Origin of the sequence: Frigoriflavimonas asaccharolytica (assembly GCF_013294015.1) — a bacterium.
Taxonomy (GTDB): Bacteria; Bacteroidota; Bacteroidia; order Flavobacteriales; family Weeksellaceae; genus Frigoriflavimonas; species Frigoriflavimonas asaccharolytica.
Window position 1 is genome coordinate 75,233 of sequence record NZ_JABSNO010000009.1, and the last position, 19,607, is coordinate 94,839.

Below are 19,607 nucleotides of genomic sequence, written 5' to 3' on the forward strand. Positions count from 1 at the left end.
GCAGAGATTCCTACGGAATGACAAACTTTGTGTAAATTGTGCTTTGAAAAGAAAATTGGTAAAATTAGCGCAACATTCATCCCTTCAAAAAAGCGAAACTCGTTATTCTAGCCCGGATAGAAACGGCATCCTTTTTTGCCTTTAAAGTTCTTCTTACCTCGCGATGATTTTCGATGGCAAAAAAGATATAGTGAATAGCCGGAAACCAGCTTCAAAAAAAGCGAAAACCTTTCTGCTTCTAAAATTTATAATTCTTATAATTTTTGTATCTTGAGCCTATTGATTTTTAACCAAATAATTTCGCCGAAATCATTATTAAAGTACTCTTAATGATTGATTTCTGACAAAAATTCTTACAAATATTTTATGGATAAATTAAAAAATTACATTTACGGAGAGTGGATTGAAGGCAATTCCGACGGTACAAAATTGTATAATTCTGTAACTGGCGAACATGTGGCAACTGCAGATACATCTGGTTTAGATTTTGCACAAGCATTGGATTTCGGTAGAACTTTGGGCTACAAAAATTTGGCTTCTAAAACTTTCTATGATCGTGGTCAAATGTTGAAAGATATTGCCCTATATTTATTAGAAAGAAAGAAAAAATACTACGAAATTTCTTATAAAACGGGTGCAACTCATGCAGATTCTTGGGTAGATATAGAAGGTGGATTTGGTACATTTTTCACCTATTCTGGTTTGGCAAAAAGAATGCTTCCCAATACACCATTTTGGGTAGATGGAGATACGCAAAAATTGTCTGCAAACGGAACACTTTTGGGCACGCATATTTTAACACCAAGTGAAGGAATTTCTGTGCAAATAAATGCCTACAATTTCCCTGTTTGGGGAATGTTAGAGAAATTATCTACTTCACTTTTATCGGGAGTTCCATCTTTGGTAAAACCGGCAACACCTACAAGTTACCTTACGCATGCAGTTTTTCAAGACATCATAGAAAGTGGAATTTTACCAGAAGGAGCTTTGCAATTAATTTGTGGAAGCGCCGGAAATCTGCTAGAAAATATGCAATCTGGAGATTCTGTATTATTCACAGGATCCGCATCTACGGGAAAAAAATTGAAATCTATGCCGTCTATTTCCGAAAATGCAGTGCGTTTTAATATGGAAGCAGATTCTTTGAATTGTTCTATTTTGGGCTTGGATGCAAAACCTGGAACACCAGAATTTGATTTGTTCATAAAAGAAGTTCGCAACGAAATGACTACCAAATCTGGGCAGAAATGTACGGCTATTCGTAGAATTATTGTTCCAGAAAATTTAATGGGCGACGTTCAATCTGCTCTAATAAAATCTTTAGACCAAGTTAAAATTGGAAATCCATTGAGCAGAGAAACCAGAATGGGAGCTTTGGCAGGAAAAGATCAGTACAGCGAAGTTTTAGAAAAAATAAATATTCTGAAATCGGAAACGGAACTTATATATGATGGAAAACAAGAATTAGTAGACGCAGATTATGAAAATGGTGCATTTATGACGCCAAAATTATTTTTGAATGATGCGCCTTTTAGCAAAAATATTTCTCATGATGTAGAAGCTTTCGGACCCGTTTCTACTTTGATGCCGTATAAAGATATAGAAGAAGCTGCTGCTTTGGCGAAACGCGGAAAAGGAAGTTTGGTAGGTTCTATTATTTCTCACGATGAAAAATTTGTAGCAGAAACTGCCTGGAAAATGGCAACTTCTCATGGTAGAATTTTTGTTTTGAATAGAAATAACGCCAAAGAAAGTACAGGTCATGGTTCGCCATTGCCAACAATGATGCATGGTGGACCAGGAAGAGCAGGAGGTGGAGAAGAAATGGGTGGTCTAAATGGATTGCATTTTTTCTTACAAAAAACTGCGATTCAAGGTTCACCAGATGTTTTGACGGCGATTACAAAAATTTATCAAGTGGGTGCAGAAAAGAAATTTGCAGACCTTCATCCTTTTCAAAAATATTTTGAAGATGTAGAAGTTGGAGATTCGCTGGAAACCGCTGGAAGAACAGTAACAGACGCAGATATTGTGAATTTTGGGAACGTTTCTTGGGATCATTTTTATGCACATACCGATGAAACAAGTTTGACAGGAACAATTTTCGACCAGAAAGTTGCACACGGATATTTTATACTTTCTGCAGCTGCAGGATTATTTGTTTCGGGTAAAAAAGGACCCGTTATCGCCAATTATGGTTTAGAGAATTGTAATTTTTTCAAACCAGTTTATGCGGGAGATACCATCACCGTTTATTTAACAGCCAAAGAAAAAGTAAACAAAGGCGTAAAAGGCAGAAATGTGCCAAGTGGTGTGGTGAAATGGTTGGTAGAAGTGGTAAACCAAAGGGAAGAAGTAGTTTGTGTGGCTACAATTTTAACCTTGGTTGCTAAAAAATCACCATTTATTAAAATTAATTTTAAAGATTTTGAAAAAAAATTGAGGAATCTGACTAAAGATTCGGTAGCAAAATGGGGAACTATGCAAGCGCAAGATATGCTCGAACATTTGGAAACTACTTTTAAGTATAGCATCGGAGAATTAAAAGCTGACCAATGTGTGACAGCAGAAGAACATTTAGAATTGTACCAAGATTCTTTGTATAATTTCCGAAAAATGCCCAAAGATTTTCCAGCACCGTTTTTGGAAAATGGAAAATTGCCAGAATTAAAATATAAAAATTTGGAAGAGGCAAAAATGCATTTCATTGAAGCCGTGAAAAAATTTCAAATCTATTACCGAGAAAATCCGAAAACAGAACATTTGCATTTAATTTTCGGATTATTGAATAAAGAAATGATGGAACTTTTTCAGCAAAAACATGTAACGCATCATTTTGAGCAGTTCGGTTTGGTTTAAAATTAGCCCAAGGATCTCACGGATTTTATTTTAAGGTGTTTCGATATGCTGATATTTTCTGCGTAAATTATTTGAATTGTATAAATTAAATTATTTATTATGACTGAACATGAGATTTCATTTTTAATTCGGAAGGCGATTTTTGAAGTTTATAATACTTTGGGTGCTGGACTTTTCGAGAGTGTTTATGAAAAAGCAATGGTTTTAGAATTAGAAAATTTAGGATTGAAAGTGAAAAATCAAGTTCAAATTCCCGCGATTTATAAAGGGACAGATTTAGGATTGGGATTTATTTTGGATATTTTAGTGGAAGATAAAATTATAATCGAGGTGAAGTCTGTTGTTGAATTGGCACCTATTCATCATAAGCAAATTTTAAATTATTTGAAATTGACCGATTTGCATTTGGGAATATTGGTTAATTTTAATACAGATTGTATTCTGGATAATATTGTGAGGAAGTTGAATGGTTATAAATGATGGAAACGTGTAAAGCTATATATTATGAGAGCGTTTTCAGCGCACAGATTACAAAGAGTTTTAAAACATTTAGAATTTAAATCGTGCAAATCCGTGAAATCCGTGAGCCGATTTTGCCCACAGATTACACGGATTTACACAGATTTTTTAATGTTTAGAATTTTATCTGTGTATATTTATGAAATCCGTGAGCCGAATTTGCCCCCAGATTACGCAGATTTATACAGGTTTTTAAAGCATTTAGACTTTTATCCGTGTAAATTTGTGAAATCCGTGAGCCAATTTGCCCACAAATTACACAGATTTACACAGATTTTTTAAAGTTTAGATTTTATCCGTGTAAATTTGTGAAATCCGTGAGCCAAATTTGCCCACCGATTACACAGATTAACACAGGTTTTTAAAACAATTAGAGTTTTATCCGTGCAAATCCGTGCAATCCGTGAGCCAAATTACCCACAGATTACACAGTTTAACACAGATTTTTTAAAGTTTAGATTTTATCCGTGTAAATTTGTGAAATCCGTGAGCCAAATTTACCCACAGATTACACAGATTAACACAGGTTTTTAAAACAATTAGAGTTTTATCCGTGCAAATCTGTGAAATCCGTGAGCCAAATTTGCACAACTGCTTACAGATTTTTATAGTACTTTTAAAATTATAATTAAATTGTGAAAAAAACCATCACCGAAAAAGTTATCACATTCAATAAAGATCTGAAATTTTCTGGTGAACTGCCGGTAGGTTTTGCGGTTTTGAATCCTTTTTTGATAATCAAGAAACTTTGATGGTCATGAAAGCATTTTATCAAAAATTTTACAATGATTCTAATGCTAGAAAATTCATAATCGGGATTAATCCAAGTCGGAATGGAGCGGGAGTAACGGGAGTTCCGTTTACAGATACCAAAAGATTGAAAAGTATTTGTGGCATTGAAATGAAATCTGCACATACGCACGAAATCTCATCGGTTTATTTATATTCTGTGATTGAAGCTTATGGTGGAGTTGAAAAATTTTACAAAGACTTTTACATCAATTCGCCATTTCCGCTTGCCATAATTCAAAGTAAAAAAGGTAAATGGATTAATGCTAATTATTATGATGATAAAAACTTGTTTGAAGCTGTAAAACCTTTCATGATACAAAGTTTGAAAGAGCACATTTCTCTGGGTTTAGATACTTCAGAAGTATTTATCTTAGGCAAAAAGAATGCGCAATTTCTACAAAAAATCAATGCAGAAGAAAATTTATTTGAAAAAATGACAGTTTTAGAACATCCAAGATATATTCAGCAGTATAAAAGCAAAGAGAAGGAAATGTATATCGATAAATATTTGATTGCATTAAATAAAATCAAGTAATAGCACAAAAAAGCGACTAAAAAAAACAAAAAAAATGACAAACGAATACGTACAATCAGAATTACAAAACGGAATTTCCACCATTGAATTTGGAACGCCAAAAAGCAATGCTTTACCTGGAAAAATATTGGAACTACTTGCCCAAACTATTTTGGAAGAAGGTGCAAAAACCGATGTAAAAGCAATATTGCTAAAATCTGGTGGCGAAAAATCCTTTTGTGGAGGTGCAAGTTTTGATGAATTATTAGAAATTGAAGATCTCGAAACTTCTAAAAAATTCTTTGGTGGGTTTGCAAAAGTACTAAACGCGATGAAAAATTGCGGGAAAATAGTTGTGGTAAGAGTCCAAGGAAAAACCACTGGAGGTGGTGTTGGAATTGCTTGTGCAGCAGATTATTGTTTTGCTACAGAAAGTTCTGCATTGGCTCTTACGGAATTAAATCTAGGAATCGGACCATTCGTAATTGGACCATTTGTGGAACGAAAAATAGGGAAAGCCGCATTTTCTGCAATGGCAATCGACGCAGATTTTCGGAGTGCAGAATGGTGTTTGAACCATAATATTTACAATTCTATTTCGCCAACAATAGAAGAAATGGATGTGAAATTGAATGAATTTTTAAATAAATTAAGCGGAAGAACCACAGAAGCTTTGGCTTTGGTAAAACAAGTATCTTGGGAAGGCAGCGAACATTTTGCGGAATTGATGCCAGAAAGAATTTTAATGAGTGCCAGTTTGATTTTAGAAGATTCTGCGAAGGCGAATATTGAGAAGATAAAAGAGAGATTGAGAAAAAAGTAGCAAAGCTCTCAATCCTTCAAGGTTTTTAAAACCTTGAAGGATTAATTTAAAAAAAGTGCAGAAAATATTTTGCACTTTAAAAATAAAATCTAACTTTGCAATTCAAAGTACTTTACAATTATGGATAAGAATTACCAAGAAGACTTAAATCACATCCGAAATATGATGGAAAAATCTTCGCGCTTTATTTCATTGAGTGGTTTGTCTGGCGTTTTTGCCGGAATTATTGCTTTGCTCGGAGCAATTTCTGTCTATTTCGTTTTCGAAAGAGAAGGCATTAATTATTTCGATGGCAATAGAAATGTGTTTACCTCGGATTTGGTTTTAGAATTGGCAATCATCGGAACGGTAATTTTAATTGCAGCAATTTCCGTTGGGTATATTTTTACAGCTCGAGAAAGCAAAAAGAAAAACCAAAAAATTTGGGATTCGTTGACGAAGCGTTTGCTCTTTAGTTTTGCAGTTCCATTGGTAACTGGCGGCTTGTTTTGTTTGATTTTATTGTACCATCATTTGTTCGTTTTGGTTGCGCCTTCTACACTAATTTTCTATGGTTTAGGATTGGTAAATGCAGAAAAATATACCTTGAGTGATGTAAAATATCTCGGTTTTATGCAGATTTTTTTAGGTTTGCTTTCCTTTCTATTTCTTGGTTGGGGTTTGGTTTTTTGGGCAATTGGCTTTGGCGTTTTGCATATTGTGTATGGTTTGGTGATGCATAATAAATATAAATAATTTCAAATCAGATGACTGCAGGTATTGTCGTTTTACTAGTTTTCGTTCTATTTTTATTCCTGATTTTTAAATTAGTGAAACTATTGCGTCCACAAGTATCAGGTACAAATTTGTATGTAGAGTTTATACTATTTACGCTATTTCTGCTCTGTAATATTGGCTACGTTTATTATGTTTCATCGGGTTTTCCTTACAATGTACCAATAGATCCTATAGATAATAGTTATGAAATTTTGGCCTCAAAATATAGTATTCCTCTAGTAATTTTTAGTTCATTTTTTTATTTATCAGTATATTTAGCATGGCTTAAAGATTGGGAATTACCACCGATTATTATTCTTGTTTGCAATTGTTTTCTTTTGATAGGAATATTTATTTCTGGTAAAATAATCGTTCATAATTTTACAAGTACAAGTGATAAGCAGTTTAATTTTGCCGTTTTAATTCCTTTAATGAATATTGTAATTGCGCTTTTATTCATTATTAAATTATTTTTGAAAGAAAAAGTAAATGCATTTAAAAGAATTTATAAAAATGAATTTCTAAATGCAATCAATCAATTTTTATTAAAATCCAATCATTTATATTTGGCAATAATAGTACTCGTTTTCCCTGTTTATTATTTAGTTTTAATGATATTAATTTTGTTCGGGCAAGATGCAGATGCGATGACGAAAGTTTTTACAGAAACCACAGATTGGGTATATTCGCAAAAAGAACACCCACCATATTTAGATCATAATGGTCATTATCTTTGCACCGTTGCAGCATGTGGAAATCCTAAGAAGGTGAAACCATTATTTATTGGCAAAAGGCATCAAAATCCTATCATCGTCAATAGGCAATTGCAGATTGCCAATGCATTTGAAGCCTTGATAGAAGATTATTTACCGAAAATTCACCAAATAATTAGGAAAAATTATGATGAATATGGCTACAATTTATCAAAGAAAATTAATGATACTTATTATGCAGATTTAACGTATTATTTGATGAAACCTTTAGAATATTTTTTCTTAATTTTCATATATACTTTTTCAACAAAACCAGAACAATTAATCCAAAAGCAATATCAAAATGCTTAATATTAACAACTTAAATAAACAATTTGAAAGCAGAATGCGATTGGGCATTATGTCGGTTTTGTTGGTGAATGAATTTCTATTTTCAACAAATAATATTATCTGATGTTTGCTGGAGTTTTTTTTTTATTCTTCATACTACTTTCTATTTTGGTGATTATAGTTGGTAGTGCGTTAAAAATAATGGAAATAGGTAAAATTGTTGCTGGATGTTGGATACTTTTGATTTTATTTTTTATTTCTGCTGGGATTTTTAATGCTATAAATTCTAAAATGAATGTTGATAAAAAAGATATTTACGGTAATTATGTAATTGATAGGGAAATGTTTGCTGGAAAAAATGCAAATTGGCAGTACAATCATTTTAAATTTAAAATTGATGAAGAAGAGTTTATTTTTTATAATATGAATAACGACGGAATTGTAATAGATTCAATTAAAAGAAAAATTATATTTGTTAATGGCTATAGTAGTCCGCAATTGCGAATTTTTAGTTCTGATGATAAAAGTTTGCTCATAGAAAATGAACCCACATTATATCGTAAATCCTGGAGTTTTTATTATGTTTTTAGAAGTAAAAAATATGGTAATATGTTTTTCAAAAAAGATAACTGGAAAAAATTAGAAAATTAGAATGCTTAATATTAACAACTTAAATAAACAATTTGAAAGCAGAATGCGATTGGGCATTATGTCGGTTTTGTTGGTGAATGATTGGGTAGATTTTTCTGAAATGAAAGATTTATTGAGTATTACAGATGGCAATTTAGCCAGTCATAGTGCAGCTTTAGAAAAAGCAGAATACATAGAAGTTAAAAAAGAATTTGTAGGCAAAAAACCGAAAACTTCTTATCGCGTAACCAACCTTGGCAGAAAAGCCTTTGAAGAGCATTTGGCTCTTTTAGAAAAATTGATCAACCCAAAATAGAGGTATATTTTTTTGAAATTAAACTTTGAAATGCAAAGTGCTTTGTATTAATTTTAAAATGTAAATAAACTCACTAATAAAATTTAGAATTATGGAATTCATGAACCTACAATTTAGAAATAATCAACTGCAAATTCAAAAATGGTGGAGCGAAAAAAGATTCATTTACAATGGTGGATTATTCATTTCAGGTATTTTCGAATTTATTTTATATGCAATTCTTGGTATTCTTTTAATTGCACCAATTGATTACGATTTTGAAATTACTCTTTTCACTATGGTTTTTCAGGGATTTGGATATTTATTGATGATGTTGTTTGCCAATTTGTTTTTCAATTTGGGATATTCCGTTGATAAATATTTCAATCTTGAAAATTCTGAAAATTTCAGAAAAAATGTTTTCAATTTGGGTTTCTGGTTCTCTGTTTTACTTCCTTTTCTCGTTCCTCTGAATATAGTAATTATCTATTTACTAAACTATTATAAATAATTTTATTAAAAAATAATGAAAAATACACAAATTTTAAACATCGGAAAGTACACCTTTTGGGGATTATTTATTGCAGGAAACATCTGCCTTTTTGGGGAGATGCTTTTTAAACATTTAGGTTTTGACGTTGCGGGATTTTTTCTACTTTACATTGGTACTTTCATAAGTCTCATCGTATTAATCGGACTAATTATTTACGGAATTTTTAACAAAAAACAAATGTCGATCTGTCTAAGATCTGTCGCCATTCTACTCATCAATATTCCAATCTCAATACTATATGTTTGGATTGGTTTGTCAATAATTTAACGTCACAACCTTGTCAAGGTTTTAAACCTTGACAAGGTTAATGCACTACATTATCGAACATTATTAAACAACTTCAAACAATTTCAAACAAAATAAACCCCATTCTCATGAAAAAACATCGCGTACAATTCCTTCTTTTTATCTACAATTTGACCCAAAATTTCTACAGAACCTATTTTAAAAAGAAAAAAAGGCAATGGCAATTCAATGAAAAACAATTGCTAGAATTTCAAGAAGATACACTCGGTAGAAAATTGGGTGAATTTTACAAAAAACACGGATTTACTATGATAGCAAAAATGGAAAATCATGATGTGCATCATTTGCTCACAGATTACGGAACCAACTTTGAAGACGAAATCGCCATGCAGTTTTTACTTCTCGGTAATGGCAAACTCAATGCTCATTTGCTTGCTGCCATTGTTTTAGGATTTGTAATTCTTCCAGAATATGCTAAAATGTACTTGAATTCCTACAAAAAAGGACAGAGAATGAGACGCTTTTATCATGTAGATTTCGAAGATTTACTACAAACCAACTTTCATATTGTAAAAAAATTTTATTCGAAAAATACGCAAGCAATTTCTTTGTTTTAAACTAAATAATACTACCTCAAACAAAACTATTTATTATGAAATCGCCATTTACAAATCTTGCAAACAATTGAAAATCATCGAATCCTATGAAAATTCTATCTTTTGAGATAAACACCAATGAAGATTAGGCGATACCATATGACCATAAAAAAAATAAATATCTACATATGAAACTACACCACAAAATTTTCCTCACAACTTCAATCTTTACGCTACTTTTCTACAATGAATTTGTAGGTCTCAATCTCGGAATTCTAGGATTGTTTTTATCCTTTTTTGTTTTAAAAGAAACCAAGGAAAAAAATAGAGACAAAACTTTTCTTATGCTTTTGCTTGTAAGTATTTTTTCATCTTTAGCATCTGCGTGGTACGGAGATTTTATTTCGTTTGTTGCAGTTTTTTCTTCACTATTATTTTTAAGATTTAAATCTAAAAATAGAAATTTGAAAATGCTTTTTGCAATTCCGGTTTGGTTTGTGGCAATTGCGACTTTTTTCCATGATTTCTTTCAATTTAAAAAATAGTTTCCAAAAAGTGAAAAGACCAATATTTCCAAAAAAATATTCGCTTTCGTTGTCATTCCATTCTTTTTTGTAGCCGTTTTTTTTGGAATTTATAGTTTAGGAAGCAGTCATTTTTCAGAATTTTTTAGTGATTATGAGCTAGATTTTAATTTTTTCAGTTTGCTTGGAGTTGCTATTTTGGGTTTTGTGATCAGTTTTATTTACTGGTTTTTATTTATTCCAAGAGGTATTTATAATGTAAATAGAAATTTGAATAATGATTTTTCCGAAGATCAAAAAGAACTGAAACCAACTTACGAATTTTTAGAAATAGACTATGAAAGAACAAGCGGCGTAATTTCTTTATTTTGTTTAAATATTCTTCTAGTTATTTTCATCTCAACCTATACTTACGAGCAATTTTTTGAAACAATAAAAACAGCAAATCAATTGAGTGCAGACACGCACGATGGTGTGAATGCGGTGATCATGTCTATCATTATGGCGATTATGGTAATTCTATTTTATTTTAAAAGTGGATTTAATTTTGATAAAAAAGCAAGGCAATTGAAACTTTTAGCTAAAATCTGGATATTTTTGAATGCTGTTTTAATTAGCTCTACTATGATGAAAAACACAGCACAAGTACTTAGTTTAGGCTATACCTACAAAACTTTAGGCGTTTATGCATTTTTGATTTTGAGTGTGTTAGGCTTATTGTTTACCTTTTTAAAAATTCAAAAACAGAAAACCAACGCTTATTTATTCAATCAAATGTTTTATTGCTTTTTTGCAACTATTTTGGTCTGCAGTTATGTAAATTGGGGCGCTTTCATCACTTCGCAAAATATTAAAAGGGCAGATTTTGCAGAAAATTTTCATTTAAAAGGGATAGATTTTAACGAAAAACAAATGCTAGAATATGCAGAGAAAACCAATAATGCAGCGATGAAAAATGAGATTGTAAGTAGAGTTCTTTCTCGGCAAGCAGATAGTTTTTTATCAAAAAGTCTTTATTTTGAAACCGTGAAAATTAAATAATAATATTCTTTGAGATAGAGGAATGTTTTATTTTCTGAAACAATATTATTCATCCAAAATATTTTTGTTAAAACTGTGAAATATAATTGTTAGTTAAGTCTAACAATTGTATGTTTGCACAACAATATTTTATAAAAAATGATGAAACTAAAAAACTACTATTTTATTTTTGCATTATTTGCTCTGCAATTAGAGTTTTCTGCTCAAGAAAAACCTTCTCAAATTCCGGATACTTTGAAGAAAGATTCTATAAAAGTAGAGCAGATCATTAAATCTGAAAAATTGCGCGGGAAAGATATAGACGCAGTTGTAATTTCTGGAACGATGAAGGAAGTGAAAAAATCTGATAGTCCGGTTCCAATTGAGATTTATAGCAAAGAATTTTTTCGTGCAAATCCTACACCTTCTATTTTTGAATCTTTGCAAAATGTAAATGGAGTTCGTCCGCAACTTAATTGCAACGTTTGCAATACAGGAGATATTCACATCAATGGTTTAGAAGGACCTTACACCATGGTAGCGATAGATGGAATGCCAATTGTGAGTGGTCTTTCCACCGTGTATGGTCTTACTGGAATACCACAAAGTTTAATAGAAAGAGTGGAAATTGTGAAAGGACCAGCTTCTACTTTATATGGTTCTGAAGCTGTGGGAGGTTTGATTAATATTATTACAAAAAGTGCACAAAATGCACCCATTTTTTCGGCAGATGTGTTTTCTTCAGATTGGCTGGATGTGAATTTAGATTTAGGTAGCAAATTTAATATTGGAGATAAAATACAAACTTTAATTGGTGTTAATTATTTTAATTATCAAAATAAATTAGATAAAAATAAGGATGGTTTCACAGATATAACCTTGCAAGACAGAATTTCTATTTTTAATAAATGGAATATAAAACGTAAAGAAAACCGTGCTTTCAATTTTGCGACGCGCTATGTTTATGAAGATAGATGGGGAGGAGATATGAATTTTGAACGCCAATTTCGTGGTGGCGACCAAATATATGGAGAAAGCATTTACACAAACCGATGGGAAGCTTTAGGTTTGTATCAATTACCTATTAATGAACCTATTATGTTTCAGTTTTCTCTAAATGGTCATTATCAAAATTCATTTTATGGCACAACCAGCTATAATGCAAAACAATATATAAGCTTTGGCCAGTTAACATGGAACAAAATTTTAAGTAAGCACGATTTTTTACTAGGTGCATCTTACAGACATACATTTTATGATGATAATACTTTTGCAACAGCTACAATTAATAATGAAAGTACTACCAACAATCCTTCTGTAATCAGCTTGCCTGGCGTTTTTTTACAAGATGAAATTACGTTCAATTCTTCTCATAAATTATTGTTGGGAATGAGGTACGATTACAACAGCATCCACGGAAATGTTTTTACGCCAAGAGTAAATTACAAATGGAATTCTGAAAGTAAAAAAGATATTTTGAGAATTAGTTTTGGTACAGGTTATCGCGTGGCAAATGTTTTCACAGAAGATCATGCCGCTTTAACAGGTGCAAGAACTGTAGAATTTGTGGGAGATTTAAAACCAGAAAAATCTATCAATGGAAATATCAACTATGAAAAGAAAATATATTTGGGGTCTTCTATTATTAATTTAGATGGAACTGCTTTCTACACCTATTTCAAAAACAGAATTGTAGCAGATTATCTAACAGATCCCAATAAGATTATTTATGCAAATTTAGAAGGTTATGCCGTTTCAAAAGGACTGAGTTTAAATACAGATATCAAGTTTTCTAATGGTTTAAAAGCCTTGATAGGAGCAACGTTGATGGATGTTTCTATTACAAACGAGGGAGAAACCATGAGGCAATTGCTCACCGAAAGTTTCAGCGGTGTTTGGAGCATTGCCTACCAAATTAAGCCGTGGAATTTAACCTTAGATTATACCGGAAATATCTACGGACCTATGGATTTACCACTTTTAGGACCATTGGACAATAGAGCTTCAACTTCACCCATATATTCGCTTCAAAATATACAGATGACCAAACAATTCAAAAATAGATTGGAAATTTATGCTGGTGTAAAAAATCTTTTAAACTTCACACCGGCAGCAAATTCTATCGCCAGATCTTTTGATCCTTTTGATAAAGAAGTAACTTTTGATGCTGCAGGACAAGTAGTTGCAACACCAAATAATCCAAATGCTCTAACCTTTGATCCGTCTTATGTTTATGCAGCCAACCAAGGAATAAGATTTTTTCTAGGAATTCGATATGAAATTCCCAATAAATAATTTACAAACCAAAAACGTATGAAAAATTTTTCACTTTTAATAATACTATTTATCACCTCGCAAATAAATGCTCAATTAATAAAGCACACATTTGCGGAAGTAGAAGAACTGCAAAAAACAGAACAGCGTCCTGTAATGGTATTTGTAACTGCAGATTGGTGCAACTACTGTCAATTGACGAAAGTGAAAACATTTTCAGATAAGAAAGTTGAAAAAATAATCAATGAAAAATTTTATTTTGTAGAATTAAATCAAAATGAAAAATCAACGATTCAATTTATGGGTAAAGAATATGGACCTGTAATTAATGGTTATAAATCTGGAAATCATCAATTAGCAGATGCATTAACGAGAAATGGGGGAGAAAATCTGTATCCAACCACAATCGTCTACACGGCAGAAAACGAATTATTGTATAAAAAACAAGAGCTGTTGAAAGTTGATGATATTTTAAATTTACGTGAAAAATTGTAAAATTATTTTCTAAATTTCAGTTTAATAATTACTTTTAATTTATTAAATTTAACCATGAAAAAATTACTAATACTTTCAATTCCAATCCTTTTATTCTCTTGTAAAAAAGATGCAGAAATAAGAGAAGATCCAAACGTTTTTGATTCTATGATGGTGAAAGCACCAGAAAACAAGATAGATTCTTCTGCCATTAAAGATTCTATGAAAATAGACAGTAAAATTCCAAAAGAGGAAGTAGAAGTGAAAAAATGATGTAAAAATAACATTTATAAATGCCAAGATTTTCAAAAATTTTGGCATTTATAGTTTAAAATCGGTTTGCTTACTTATTTTTGCAGCATATTTTTAATTTAAATAAAAAAAATGGGAGCCTACGAAGTTTTAATTATCCTTATTTGTTTATCTGCAGCTTTTGCATTTATCAACCAAAAATATTTGAAATTACCCTTCGTTATTGGTTTGTTTTTTCTTTCCACATTGCTTTCTATCATTGTAATCTTATCTCAATTCTTTTTTGATTTACATATAGAAAAAATTGCAGAATATCTAGAAAAAGCCCAAATTGATAAGCTCATTATCGATATTTTTCTTGGGTTTTTACTTTTTGCGGGCGCTTTGCACACGAATTGGGGAAATCTAAAATCTCAAATTCGTTCTATAGCAAGTTTTGCGTTGGTAGGTGTTATTATTTCTGCGCTTATCATCGCTGTTTTCTTCTACTATATTTCCCATTTTATGGGTCTGGAAATAAATTTTATCTACTGTCTACTGTTTGGTGCGCTTATTTCGCCAACAGATCCTATTGCAGTATTAGGTATTTTAAAACAAGCTGGAGTTCCAAAAAATGTAGAATCTGTGATAGTTGGGGAGAGTTTATTTAATGATGGAGTTGGAGTAGTACTTTTTATTGCATTAATGCATACTTTAAATGTAGGTGAATTTGATGCTGGCTATTTTGGAATTTTATTCGTACAAGAGGCAATTGGTGGTGTAGCATTAGGTTTAATTTATGGTTACGCACTTCATATTTTACTAAAAAGAATCAACCATTATGAAACTGAAATATTACTCACTTTAGCATTTGTAATGGGAGGTTATTATTGTGCAAATTATTTCCATATTTCCGGTGCACTTTCTATGGTAGTGATGGGATTGATGGTCGGTAATTTCCGCACCAATGTTGCTATGAGCGATGTAACCATGGAGTATGTTCATAAATTTTGGGAATTGGTAGATGTAATTTTAAATGCCTTATTATTCTTAGTAATTGCATTTGTATTAATCGTGGTTGAATTGCAATGGAATTATGTAATCTTAGGTTTATTATCTCTTATTTTCATTCTACTATTAAGGTCAGTTTTGGTTTATGTACCCTTAAAAGCGTTCCCAAAATTCTTTAATCTCACAAGAGCAGACGCTCGGATAATTTCTTGGGGAGGTCTGCGCGGAGGTTTGTCTTTGGCTTTGGCATTGTCTTTACCAGATTCACCTGCGAAAGACATCATTTTGGTAGCAACATACATCATCGTACTTTTTAGTATTTTGGTGCAAGGCTTAACAATTGGTAAAGTAGCAAAAATGAAATAATATTAGTTAATATTTCATCAATACAAACCTTATAGCCGTTGATGGTATAATTTGTGCACAAAAAATTTAAATAAAAAATTTTCTATGAAAAAAATGATCATTTCAAGTATTTTTGCAACTGTTGTTCTAGTTAGCTGTTCTACGGTTTCCTCAATTATACAAAATACTTTTCCTTTTAATACCAATTTTGTGATTGCAGAAAAATCTTCTCCAAATACGCAGTTAACTACCGTCGGATTGGGAAATAGCATCAATCAAATAACGGGAACTACCAATAAGGTGCAAAATATAAAATTGAGTAATGCAACGGCAACTGTGACATCCAATGAGCAAAGTATTGGGATTTTTAAAAGCATAGAAGTATATTTATCAGACGGTTCTGGTAACGAAATTTTGGTAGCATCTAGAGAAGATATTTCCAATAATATCGGAACTTCTTTGGCTTTGGATATAGATAATACCGTAAATTTAGACGCAATTATGAAATCAGGAAATGTACAAGAAAAAATTGTATACGAATTAAAATCTTCGCCGGTTGCAGATATAAAATTAAAAACATCACTGCAATTTTCTAGTGAAGCGATACCAAATAATTAATATTTTCAGTTTATACAAAAATCCTGCATTTTGTAAAATGCAGGATTTTTTTTGGTTAAATTACTTTCACAAAGAAATAATTCTATACAATTTGAATCTTTCCCTTTAATGAATTCTAAAATTCTATGAATTTTTAATAGACAGAATTTAAATTTTTGTTTTCGAATCTAGCACGATTGTCACAGGACCATCATTGATCAAAGAAACCTTCATGTCTGCACCAAAAATACCACTTTCAATCTTCAAGCTGCTCTGTTCAAGTTTCTTTTTAAAATAATCGAATAATGGAATTGCGCTTTCTGGTTTCGCCGCTTTTGTGAAGGATGGTCTATTTCCTTTTTTGTAATCTGCCAAAAGCGTAAATTGGCTGATGCACAAAATTTCTCCTTGAATATCGAGAATTGAAAGATTCATTTTTCCGTTCTCATCACCAAAAATCCTTAGATTGATAATTTTATTGATGAGCCAATCTGCATCTGCCTCTATATCATCTTCATGAATGCCAATTAGAAGTAAAAAACCAGAATCAATTTTTCCTATTAATTTTTTTTCAACTACCACAGAAGCCTCAGAAACTCTTTGTACAACAACTTTCATCCTTAAATTTTAATTTTGAATAAACAGAGTGTTAGAAACGTTATCCAGTGTAGAAGTGTAGGTTTTTGGAGGCAATTGCGAAATGTTTATTGGTTCTCCAGTAAGTAAAATCCATTCTGCACCATCTTTCGGACAAATTATTTTGATGCTATTTTCTACAACAAGCGTTGTATTTCCATCTGGACAAATATGTGGGGCGTTTCTATTGTAAATTTTAAAACCAGTAGTTGTTCTCACTACTATTAAGCCGCGCGTACCAGAACTTTGCTCATTTAAATACAGCCAGCCACCTACAGTTTGAAGGTTTTGATAAGCAGGCAAATTTAAATTTAAGACAACATTAATATTAGAATTTGGAAAACAGTTTACGGTATCGTTCCTATCACTGATGCAAGAATTTGAAAATATTAAACTACTGATTGCCAATGATAATACTAAAAGTTGGGCGCAAATATTTCTTTTCATTATAATAATTTCGTATGTTTGTAAATCGTATTAGAACTACACGTTGTCCGGCAAATGTCGGATTATTTTTTTATACTAACGTTAAATTTAGGAAATTATGTCAAGTTATGTAACCAAAGATGGTTTAGATAAAATGAAAGTAGAGCTGGAACAGTTGGAAAAAGTACAACGTCCACAAATTACTATGCAAATTGCTGAAGCCAGAGATAAAGGAGATCTTTCTGAAAATGCAGAATATGATGCTGCAAAAGAAGCTCAAGGAATGCTGGAAATGCGCATTTCTAAATTGAAAAATAGCATCGCAGATTCTAAAGTTTTAGATGAATCTCAAATAGATATTTCTAAAGTTGGAATCCTCACAACCGTAAGATTGATGAATAATGCCACAAAAAAAGAACAAATTTTTTCTCTTGTTCCAGATAATGAAAGCGATATAAAAAATGGAAAAATCTCCATCAATACGCCGATTGCGAAAGGATTGCAAAACAAAAAAGTTGGCGAGTCCGCAGAAATAGAATTGCCGAATGGAAATAAATTATCCTTTGAAGTTTTAGAAATTACTTTGTAGAATCTAATCTTATTTTAAAATCATTTTCTTTTTTAAATAAAATTCATGAGCAGTATTTTCACAAAAATCATTAATAATGAAATTCCAGCATATAAAATTGCAGAGGATGAAAATTTCTTAGCATTTTTGGATGTTTCGCCAATTGCCGAAGGTCACACTTTGGTGATTCCTAAGAAAGAAATAGACCTTATTTTTGATTTGGAAACCGAAGATTTCAAAAATTTGTGGAGTTTTGCGCAAATGGTAGCAAAAAAAATACAAAAAGCAATTCCCTGTAAAAGAGTAGGCGTTGCGGTAATAGGTTTGGAAGTTCCTCATGCGCATATTCATTTAGTACCCATGCATAACATTGGAGATTTAGATTTCGGGAAAGAAAGACTGCAGTTGTCTAAAGAAGAATACAAAAAAATACAGGAAACGATATCTAACGCTTTGTAAAGCCAAATTTAATTATAAAACTATAAAAGAAACGCGAGTTGAAGAGGATTTTATTTTTTATATAGAAAAAGAGTTTCGCACTTTATTTTTTCTTTGTAACTAATTTAAACCCATTCTTTTGTTACTTTTGTAGTTTAAATTTTATCACTAGATATTTAGAAAAGTTCCTTTAAATTAATTATTAAATAAAATCATTTGTCAAAAAAGATGAACCCAAATCAATGTTCTTTTTGCGGAAGAAAAAAAAGTGAAGTACAGATGCTAATTTCTGGTCAAGAAGGTTTCATTTGCGAAAATTGCATAGAGCAAGCGCACGGAATTGTATTGGAAGGAAGCAAAAAAGAAAATCCTTCTATGGCTGAAAGCTTAAGCGACTTAAAAAAACCGAAAGAAATTAAAGCGTTTCTAGATGAATACGTAATCGGTCAAGATCAAGCGAAAAAGCAATTATGCATCGCGGTTTATAATCATTATAAAAGATTATTGCACGCAAATGAAGAAAATAAAGAGGTAGAGATAGAAAAATCCAACATTATAATGGTTGGAGAAACAGGTACTGGAAAGACATTATTAGCAAAAACCATTGCCAAAGAGTTGAATGTACCATTTTGTATTGTAGATGCAACAATCCTTACGGAAGCGGGTTACGTAGGTGAGGATGTAGAAAGCATACTTTCAAGATTGTTGATGGTTGCAGATTATGATGTAGAAAGGGCGCAGAAAGGGATCGTTTTTATAGATGAGATAGATAAAATTGCAAGAAAATCTGATAATCCAAGTATTACCAGAGATGTTTCTGGAGAAGGTGTGCAGCAAGGTTTATTGAAATTATTGGAAGGAAGTGTTGTAAATGTACCACCACAAGGCGGTAGAAAGCATCCAGACCAAAAATACATCCAAGTAGATACCAAAAATATATTATTTATTTCCGGTGGTGCATTCGATGGTATAAAAGACATTATCGAGAAGCGTCTAAACAAGCAAGCGATAGGTTTTAGCAAAGAAAAACTAGAAAATGTAGAGAGCGAAGACGAGATTTTGCGTCAACTAAATGCAATAGATCTTAAAAAGTTTGGATTGATACCAGAACTTTTAGGAAGATTTCCTATCGTTACATATTTGGATAAACTAACGAAGGAAACTTTAGTTAGGATAATGAAAGAGCCAAAAAATTCTATAATTAATCAGTTTGTAGAATTGTTTAAAATGGACGATACCAAGTTAGAATTTACGGATGCTGCAATAGAACAAATAGTAGAACGCACGATGGAGATGGGTTTAGGTGCAAGAGGATTACGAGGTACTACGGAAAAGATTCTGGAAGATTATATGTTCAACATTGGGGAACATAAAGAAATAGTGATAGATAGAGAATTAATGTAATAATGTAACTAAAAAAATAAATTTTGAATTTAT

General features: G+C 31.6%; 21 protein-coding genes and 2 pseudogenes. 21 read left to right on the forward strand and 2 right to left on the reverse strand.

The annotated features are described in order from the left end of the window. Positions 1–366 precede the first annotated feature (366 nt). From paaZ to HNQ03_RS07850, 18 genes and pseudogenes are all read left to right on the forward strand, one after another. On the forward strand, positions 367–2,859 hold the full coding sequence (gene paaZ, locus HNQ03_RS07770) for a phenylacetic acid degradation bifunctional protein PaaZ (protein WP_173779111.1): 2,493 nt from the start codon (positions 367–369) through the stop codon (positions 2,857–2,859). Positions 2,860–2,958: 99 nt separating this feature from the next. Then, the gene (locus HNQ03_RS07775) at positions 2,959–3,339 is read left to right on the forward strand and encodes a GxxExxY protein (RefSeq protein ID WP_173779112.1); all 381 of its coding nucleotides are present in this window, start codon (positions 2,959–2,961) and stop codon (positions 3,337–3,339) included. A gap of 674 nt (positions 3,340–4,013) precedes the next feature. Further along, positions 4,014–4,705, forward strand: a pseudogene (locus tag HNQ03_RS07780) (SMUG2 DNA glycosylase family protein). 34 nt (positions 4,706–4,739) lie between these two features. Next, positions 4,740–5,507 (forward strand): enoyl-CoA hydratase/isomerase family protein, encoded by a 768-nt coding sequence (locus HNQ03_RS07785; RefSeq protein ID WP_173779113.1) that lies wholly within the window; start codon positions 4,740–4,742, stop codon positions 5,505–5,507. 120 nt (positions 5,508–5,627) lie between these two features. Further along, positions 5,628–6,242, forward strand: a complete 615-nt coding sequence (locus HNQ03_RS07790) for a hypothetical protein (protein ID WP_173779114.1) — start codon at positions 5,628–5,630, stop codon at positions 6,240–6,242. An 11-nt stretch (positions 6,243–6,253) separates the two neighbouring features. Next, positions 6,254–7,327: a DUF6688 domain-containing protein gene (locus HNQ03_RS07795; protein WP_173779115.1), complete on the forward strand. Its 1,074-nt coding sequence runs from the start codon at positions 6,254–6,256 to the stop codon at positions 7,325–7,327. A 180-nt stretch (positions 7,328–7,507) separates the two neighbouring features. Beyond that, a complete protein-coding gene (locus tag HNQ03_RS07800; protein WP_173779116.1) occupies positions 7,508–7,957 on the forward strand; it encodes a hypothetical protein in 450 nt (149 codons plus the stop codon). Between the two features lies 1 nt (position 7,958). Then, positions 7,959–8,252 carry a winged helix-turn-helix domain-containing protein gene (locus HNQ03_RS07805; protein ID WP_173779117.1) on the forward strand — a complete coding sequence of 98 codons (294 nt, stop codon included), beginning with the start codon at positions 7,959–7,961 and terminating at the stop codon, positions 8,250–8,252. A gap of 91 nt (positions 8,253–8,343) precedes the next feature. After that, positions 8,344–8,742 (forward strand): hypothetical protein, encoded by a 399-nt coding sequence (locus HNQ03_RS07810; protein ID WP_173779118.1) that lies wholly within the window; start codon positions 8,344–8,346, stop codon positions 8,740–8,742. A 15-nt stretch (positions 8,743–8,757) separates the two neighbouring features. Further along, positions 8,758–9,051, forward strand: a complete 294-nt coding sequence (locus HNQ03_RS07815) for a hypothetical protein (protein ID WP_173779119.1) — start codon at positions 8,758–8,760, stop codon at positions 9,049–9,051. 107 nt (positions 9,052–9,158) lie between these two features. Next, positions 9,159–9,647, forward strand: coding sequence for a Coq4 family protein (locus HNQ03_RS07820; RefSeq protein ID WP_173779120.1), 489 nt, complete (start codon positions 9,159–9,161; stop codon positions 9,645–9,647). 167 nt (positions 9,648–9,814) lie between these two features. After that, positions 9,815–10,171 carry a hypothetical protein gene (locus tag HNQ03_RS16100; protein ID WP_226927461.1) on the forward strand — a complete coding sequence of 119 codons (357 nt, stop codon included), beginning with the start codon at positions 9,815–9,817 and terminating at the stop codon, positions 10,169–10,171. 18 nt (positions 10,172–10,189) lie between these two features. Beyond that, positions 10,190–11,191, forward strand: a pseudogene (locus HNQ03_RS16105) (DUF4153 domain-containing protein); the annotation flags it as partial. 138 nt (positions 11,192–11,329) lie between these two features. Continuing rightward, positions 11,330–13,465, forward strand: a complete 2,136-nt coding sequence (locus tag HNQ03_RS07830) for a TonB-dependent receptor plug domain-containing protein (protein ID WP_382405000.1) — start codon at positions 11,330–11,332, stop codon at positions 13,463–13,465. A gap of 18 nt (positions 13,466–13,483) precedes the next feature. After that, positions 13,484–13,939: a thioredoxin family protein gene (locus HNQ03_RS07835; RefSeq protein ID WP_173779121.1), complete on the forward strand. Its 456-nt coding sequence runs from the start codon at positions 13,484–13,486 to the stop codon at positions 13,937–13,939. A gap of 54 nt (positions 13,940–13,993) precedes the next feature. Continuing rightward, complete coding sequence (locus HNQ03_RS07840) at positions 13,994–14,191, forward strand: hypothetical protein (RefSeq protein ID WP_173779122.1); 198 nt, start codon at positions 13,994–13,996, stop codon at positions 14,189–14,191. 111 nt (positions 14,192–14,302) lie between these two features. After that, complete coding sequence (locus tag HNQ03_RS07845; RefSeq protein WP_173779123.1) at positions 14,303–15,526, forward strand: cation:proton antiporter; 1,224 nt, start codon at positions 14,303–14,305, stop codon at positions 15,524–15,526. 84 nt (positions 15,527–15,610) lie between these two features. Next, on the forward strand, positions 15,611–16,123 hold the full coding sequence (locus HNQ03_RS07850) for a hypothetical protein (protein WP_173779124.1): 513 nt from the start codon (positions 15,611–15,613) through the stop codon (positions 16,121–16,123). Between the two features lie 147 nt (positions 16,124–16,270). Here HNQ03_RS07850 and dtd read toward each other — a convergent pair whose 3' ends face one another. Together dtd and HNQ03_RS07860 are read right to left on the reverse strand one after the other, a co-directional pair. Beyond that, positions 16,271–16,720: a D-aminoacyl-tRNA deacylase gene (gene dtd / locus HNQ03_RS07855; RefSeq protein ID WP_173779125.1), complete on the reverse strand. Its 450-nt coding sequence runs from the start codon at positions 16,718–16,720 to the stop codon at positions 16,271–16,273. 9 nt (positions 16,721–16,729) lie between these two features. Next, positions 16,730–17,185 (reverse strand): hypothetical protein, encoded by a 456-nt coding sequence (locus tag HNQ03_RS07860; RefSeq protein ID WP_173779126.1) that lies wholly within the window; start codon positions 17,183–17,185, stop codon positions 16,730–16,732. 97 nt (positions 17,186–17,282) lie between these two features. On the opposite strand from HNQ03_RS07860, the gene greA reads away from it, so the two are divergent. The 3 genes from greA (at position 17,283) to clpX (ending at position 19,574) form a co-directional block, all read left to right on the forward strand. Beyond that, complete coding sequence (greA, locus tag HNQ03_RS07865) at positions 17,283–17,753, forward strand: transcription elongation factor GreA (protein ID WP_173779127.1); 471 nt, start codon at positions 17,283–17,285, stop codon at positions 17,751–17,753. Positions 17,754–17,798: 45 nt separating this feature from the next. Continuing rightward, entirely contained in the window at positions 17,799–18,191 is a 393-nt protein-coding gene (locus HNQ03_RS07870; RefSeq protein WP_173779128.1) for an HIT family protein, read from the forward strand. 207 nt (positions 18,192–18,398) lie between these two features. Continuing rightward, entirely contained in the window at positions 18,399–19,574 is a 1,176-nt protein-coding gene (gene clpX / locus HNQ03_RS07875) for an ATP-dependent Clp protease ATP-binding subunit ClpX (RefSeq protein ID WP_173779129.1), read from the forward strand. The last annotated feature ends 33 nt before the right edge of the window (positions 19,575–19,607 follow it).